The organism is Hydrocoleum sp. CS-953, from assembly GCF_002260545.1.
Lineage (GTDB): Bacteria > Cyanobacteriota > Cyanobacteriia > Cyanobacteriales > Microcoleaceae > Trichodesmium.
Genome location: NZ_LGSU01000816.1, coordinates 1 through 4,839, shown reverse-complemented (window position 1 = coordinate 4,839; position 4,839 = coordinate 1). Strand labels below are relative to the sequence as shown.

The window sequence follows — 4,839 nt, the reverse complement described above, 5'->3', positions numbered from 1 at the left end:
ATATTTTACAACGTTATTTGAGTGCTGCTCTAACAGGTTCCCGTACACCAGAGTCAGCAATGAAAGCTGCAGCTAGAGAAACTCGTGTTTTGTTAGGAGGAAGGGGAGTAGGGAGTAGGGGAGTAGTAGGGACGTTGCACAGGCAAAAATGCGTTCTCCGTTCCGGAATGCTCCGCTTTCCATCAGCAAAACGTCCCTACGGGAGTAATTTTTGGGGTACTCTCTTGACCTTGACCAAAATGCCCTCCTTTTTGATTTTTCGGGAACCGTGCATAAAGAGCTGAAAACTAGGTACTTTTTCCCGAGCTAAAAAGGCTAAAACCTTTATCTGTAAATGCTTTGATCTTTAATCAGCAAGCCCTAATTAATTCTGACTCCTGACTTCTTTTTCTATAGCATCACGCAAATAGGTGTTTGACATTTATAAATGCTTAAACTCAGTAAGGAATTAATTCTGACTTCTGACTTGCGCGTACCGCTATAGAATCCTATCTAAACAATTTGTCCACAAAAAAAACGACGGAAAACTAACATGATTAACGATATATTTATGCCCGCCCTTAGTTCCACCATGACTGAGGGTAAGATTGTTTCTTGGCAAAAATCTCCCGGTGATTGGGTGGAAAAAGGGGAAACAGTTTTAGTGGTTGAATCAGACAAAGCAGATATGGATGTGGAGTCCTTTTCCTCTGGATATTTGGCCACAATACTTGTAGCAGCGGGAGATGTTGCTCCAGTTGGTTCTGCCATTGCTTTGTTGGCCGAAACTGAAGCAGAAATTGAACAAGCGAAACAGCAAGGCGGGACTACAGAGAAGAAAGAAACTGCTGCTGCGACTGCTTCTAGCTCTGCAACTGCTGTTGCCACGGCTCCCGCTTCTATAGCAACAGAAGTTCAAGATAATTCTAGTCGTCGTAATGGACGGGTTATTGCTTCTCCTCGTGCCAAAAAATTGGCCAAAGACTTGAAGGTGGATTTAAGTTCCCTGAAAGGTAGTGGTCCTCACGGTCGTATTGTAGCGGAGGATGTGGAAATGGCGGCGGGTCGTACTCCTACCCCGGTAGCTGCAACAGTGAATATTGCTACTCCTGTTATTCCTACTCAACCATCTATTCCAGCACCTTCACCGATACCATCTGCACCTCCTACGACCGTAACTCCTGGACAAGTTGTGCCGATGAATACTCTGCAAAATGCAGTGGTGCGGAATATGATGACCAGTTTATCTGTGCCTACTTTCCATGTTGGTTATAAGATCGTCACAGATAATTTGGATGGGCTGTACAAACAGATTAAGTCTAAGGGTGTGACAATGACTGCTATTTTGGCAAAAGCAGTAGCAATGACTTTACAAAAACATCCTTTAGTGAATGCTGCTTATGTGGATCAAGGTATTCAGTATCCTTCTGGGATTAATATTGCTGTGGCTGTAGCAATGCCAGATGGTGGTTTGATTACACCAGTATTACAAAATGCTGACAAGATGGATATTTATTCTTTGTCTCGTACTTGGAAAGGTTTGGTAGATAAGGCGCGAGCAAAACAATTACAACCAGATGAGTATAGCACTGGTACGTTTACTCTATCTAATTTGGGAATGTTTGGCGTAGATACATTTGATGCTATTTTACCACCTGGTCAGGGTTCGATTTTAGCTATTGGTGCATCTCAACCTCAAGTAGTGGCAACTGCTGATGGGATGATTGGAGTTAAGCGACAAATGCAGGTAAATATTACTTGTGACCATCGAATTATTTATGGTGCTGACGCTGCTGCTTTCTTGCAAGATTTGGCGAAGTTGATTGAAACTAACCCGCAGTCTTTGACTATGTAGTTTCAGTTATCAGTTATCAGTACCTCCTATTGAACTAGGAGATACTGATAACTGAAGTTGATTATTTTGATCCCCTTAAAAAGGCAGGCTTAATATAGAATCAGGTTGAATAGTTGTCATTGTGATAAGAGGAAGCAATCTCAGGGGTTTAGGAGATTTTTTCATTCCACTCTGTTCCATCTGTTCCAGTCGCAATGAATTTTTATTAGTGTTATAAAACACAAAGCATTCCTTCTTCCTTCTTCCTTGTTACCGAATTATTAATAATTAATAATTAAATAATTCTGGTTTAAAGCCTCCCCCTTTTAAGGGGAAAAAAAGTGCTAGGATATTTCCTGATCTTCAATCAAGAGCGGTTTTAACCAGAGGTAATTATCAATTATCAATTATCAATTATCAATTAATGAATTCTTCCTTCTTACTTAAAAAAATCAATTATGAAAGCAGTTTTAATGACATCACCAGGGGCACCAGAAGTTTTACAAATAGAGCAAGTTGCTAACCCTGTAATTGAAAATGATAGAGAAATATTAGTTAGTTTAAAAGCTGCCGGGGTAAATCCTATTGATACTAAATTACGCACTCGTGGCACTTTTTACCCAGACCAAATGCCAGCTATTTTAGGATGTGATGGAGCTGGTATTGTAACAGAAATTGGTGAAAATGTACAAAAATTTAAAGTCGGAGATGAGGTTTATTTTTGTAATAGTGGCATAGGAGCAACTGCTGGAAATTATGCAGAATTAGCTGTTGTAGATGAAAGATTTGTAGCGAAAAAACCAAGTTCTTTAACCTTTGTTGAAGCTGCTGCTGCACCATTAGTTTTAATTACTGCTTGGGAATCTTTATATGATAGGGGAAATTTGCAAGCTGGTAGAAAGGTGTTAATTCATGGTGGTGCAGGGGGTGTTGGTCATGTGGCTATACAGTTAGCAAAATTACAAGGTGCTGAGGTTGCTACTCTATTAGTTCAGAAGAAAAAGCAGATTTTGTTAAAAGTTTAGGTGTAGATTTAGCGATTTTTAAGAATACAGATTTTGTAGAAGCTATTTTAGATTGGACGAATGGAGAAGGGGTAGATTTGGCTTTTGATACTATTGGCGGAAAGGTTTTTTATGATACTATTCCAGCAGTTAAAGTTTATGGTGATTTAGTGACAATTTTAGAGCNTGCTGCACCATTAGTTTTAATTACTGCTTGGGAATCTTTATATGATAGGGGAAATTTGCAAGCTGGTAGAAAGGTGTTAATTCATGGTGGTGCAGGGGGTGTTGGTCATGTGGCTATACAGTTAGCAAAATTACAAGGTGCTGAGGTTGCTACTACTATTAGTTCAGAAGAAAAAGCAGATTTTGTTAAAAGTTTAGGTGTAGATTTAGCGATTTTTAAGAATACAGATTTTGTAGAAGCTATTTTAGATTGGACGAATGGAGAAGGGGTAGATTTGGCTTTTGATACTATTGGCGGAAAGGTTTTTTATGATACTATTCCAGCAGTTAAAGTTTATGGTGATTTAGTGACAATTTTAGAGCCAAATTATAGTTTAGGAAATTTGAAAGTTGCTAGACAAAGAAATNATGGAGAAGGGGTAGATTTGGCTTTTGATACTATTGGCGGAAAGGTTTTTTATGATACTATTCCAGCAGTTAAAGTTTATGGTGATTTAGTGACAATTTTAGAGCCAAATTATAGTTTAGGAAATTTGAAAGTTGCTAGACAAAGAAATCTCAGAATAGGGTTAGAGTTAATGTTAACTCCGATGATGAAAGGATTGACGGAAGCTCAAGAGGATCAAGCTAAAATTTTACAGCAATGTGGGCGGTTATTTGACCAAGGAAAGTTAAAGATTAATGTTAATAAAACTTTTGCTTTAGATGATGCAATGGAAGCTCATCGAATGTTAGAAGGAGGCTCGATGATTGGTAAGATTGTTTTGACTATTTAGGGTTTGCTGAAAAATTCTTATGGGTGAGGGTAGGAGTCAGGAGTCGTAGGGGCGTTTCATGTCGCGCAGCGAAACGGCCATGTGCTAACGCAAAGCTCCGCTTTATATGTCGCGCAGCAAAACGCCTGTACAGGAGTCAGAATGAATGGGAAATTTCGAGCTAGTAGGAGGAAGAATTATCCCTTTATTTTTCAGCCATAAGTCAACCCAAAATCCTAACTTTTTAAGTTCCCTAGAACGAAAACCTTGTACTTTTTCCAGACTTAAAAAGGCTAAAACATTGTAAGCATTCAGCCGTCAGCTAGCCTCTTGCCTCCTGCGGAGGAGCTGCGCTAACAGAGGAGCTTCGCTAACAGCCAGCCTCCTGCGGAGGAGCTGCGCTTTTCATGTCGCGCAGCGAAACAGCTATGAGTTATTAACTTATCCTGTTTGGNCTTCGCTAACAGCCAGCCTCCTGCGGAGGAGCTGCGCTTTTCATGTCGCGCAGCGAAACAGCTATGAGTTATTAACTTATCCTGTTTGGCAGTTTGTATTTGAGAAATTAATCTCCAAAAAGTGAAATATAAATAATAAAGATAGCCAGCTAATTTTAATCACTCCTGTAGGTTTGCTCGGCTATTAGCTGACTGCTGACTGCTAATAGCTGAATGCTTACAAAACATTTATATATAAAGGCTTTTATATTTAACAGCAAAGCCTATTTAATTTTGAATAAGGATTATGGAAGGAGGTAGAATAAAGATTGATTTTAGGCTAAATATTATGTTTTTTTTCAGGAAATAGGGAATAAAATAGAAATAAATATAGGTGTATCTAATGAGCCTGAGAAACCCTATAATCAACTCTAGGTAATTAGTCAAAAAAACTTTTTCTTTTCCTTTATTGCTCCTTCCCTTTTTTCCGCTCTAAATCAACATTTTTGAGATTTACAACTGAGCGTATATTATTCTTATTTTTACTGTTCTTTGACTCTCTAATATCATGTCCGGATGTAATGGTATAAATAAAATATTTGGCGATCGAGAGGATACATTTTAATTTCTCCCCTACTCCCCTACTC

4 protein-coding genes and 2 pseudogenes are annotated in these 4,839 nt (G+C 38.8%); 5 read left to right on the top strand and 1 reads right to left on the bottom strand.

Features of this window, described 5'->3' with window-relative positions; all coding sequences use genetic code 11:
- The 5 genes and pseudogenes from AFK68_RS38590 to AFK68_RS44760 all read left to right on the top strand — a co-directional run.
- The coding region (locus tag AFK68_RS38590; RefSeq protein WP_210407339.1) for a hypothetical protein at positions 1-284 on the top strand (284 nt) is incomplete at its 5' end.
- Positions 285-532: 248 nt separating this feature from the next.
- Entirely contained in the window at positions 533-1,834 is a 1,302-nt protein-coding gene (locus AFK68_RS10280) for a dihydrolipoamide acetyltransferase family protein (RefSeq protein WP_094672622.1), read from the top strand.
- Positions 1,835-2,271: 437 nt separating this feature from the next.
- Positions 2,272-3,003: pseudogene (locus AFK68_RS38585) on the top strand (alcohol dehydrogenase catalytic domain-containing protein); the annotation flags it as partial.
- 1 nt (position 3,004) lies between these two features.
- A pseudogene (locus AFK68_RS41460) lies at positions 3,005-3,410 on the top strand (zinc-binding dehydrogenase); the annotation flags it as partial.
- A gap of 171 nt (positions 3,411-3,581) precedes the next feature.
- A complete protein-coding gene (locus AFK68_RS44760) occupies positions 3,582-3,779 on the top strand; it encodes a zinc-binding dehydrogenase (RefSeq protein WP_371357314.1) in 198 nt (65 codons plus the stop codon).
- Between the two features lie 879 nt (positions 3,780-4,658).
- Here the strand turns inward: AFK68_RS44760 and AFK68_RS38575 are convergent.
- Positions 4,659-4,839: hypothetical protein (locus AFK68_RS38575; protein ID WP_210407337.1), on the bottom strand; the 181-nt coding region annotated here is incomplete at its 5' end.

What these genes read in the sequence shown, in the direction of transcription:
- AFK68_RS44760 (WP_371357314.1), top strand. Translation starts at nt 3,582, where the DNA reads ATGTTAACTCCGATGATGAAAGGATTGACGGAAGCTCAAGAGGATCAA.
- AFK68_RS10280 (WP_094672622.1), top strand. Translation starts at nt 533, where the DNA reads ATGATTAACGATATATTTATGCCCGCCCTTAGTTCCACCATGACTGAG.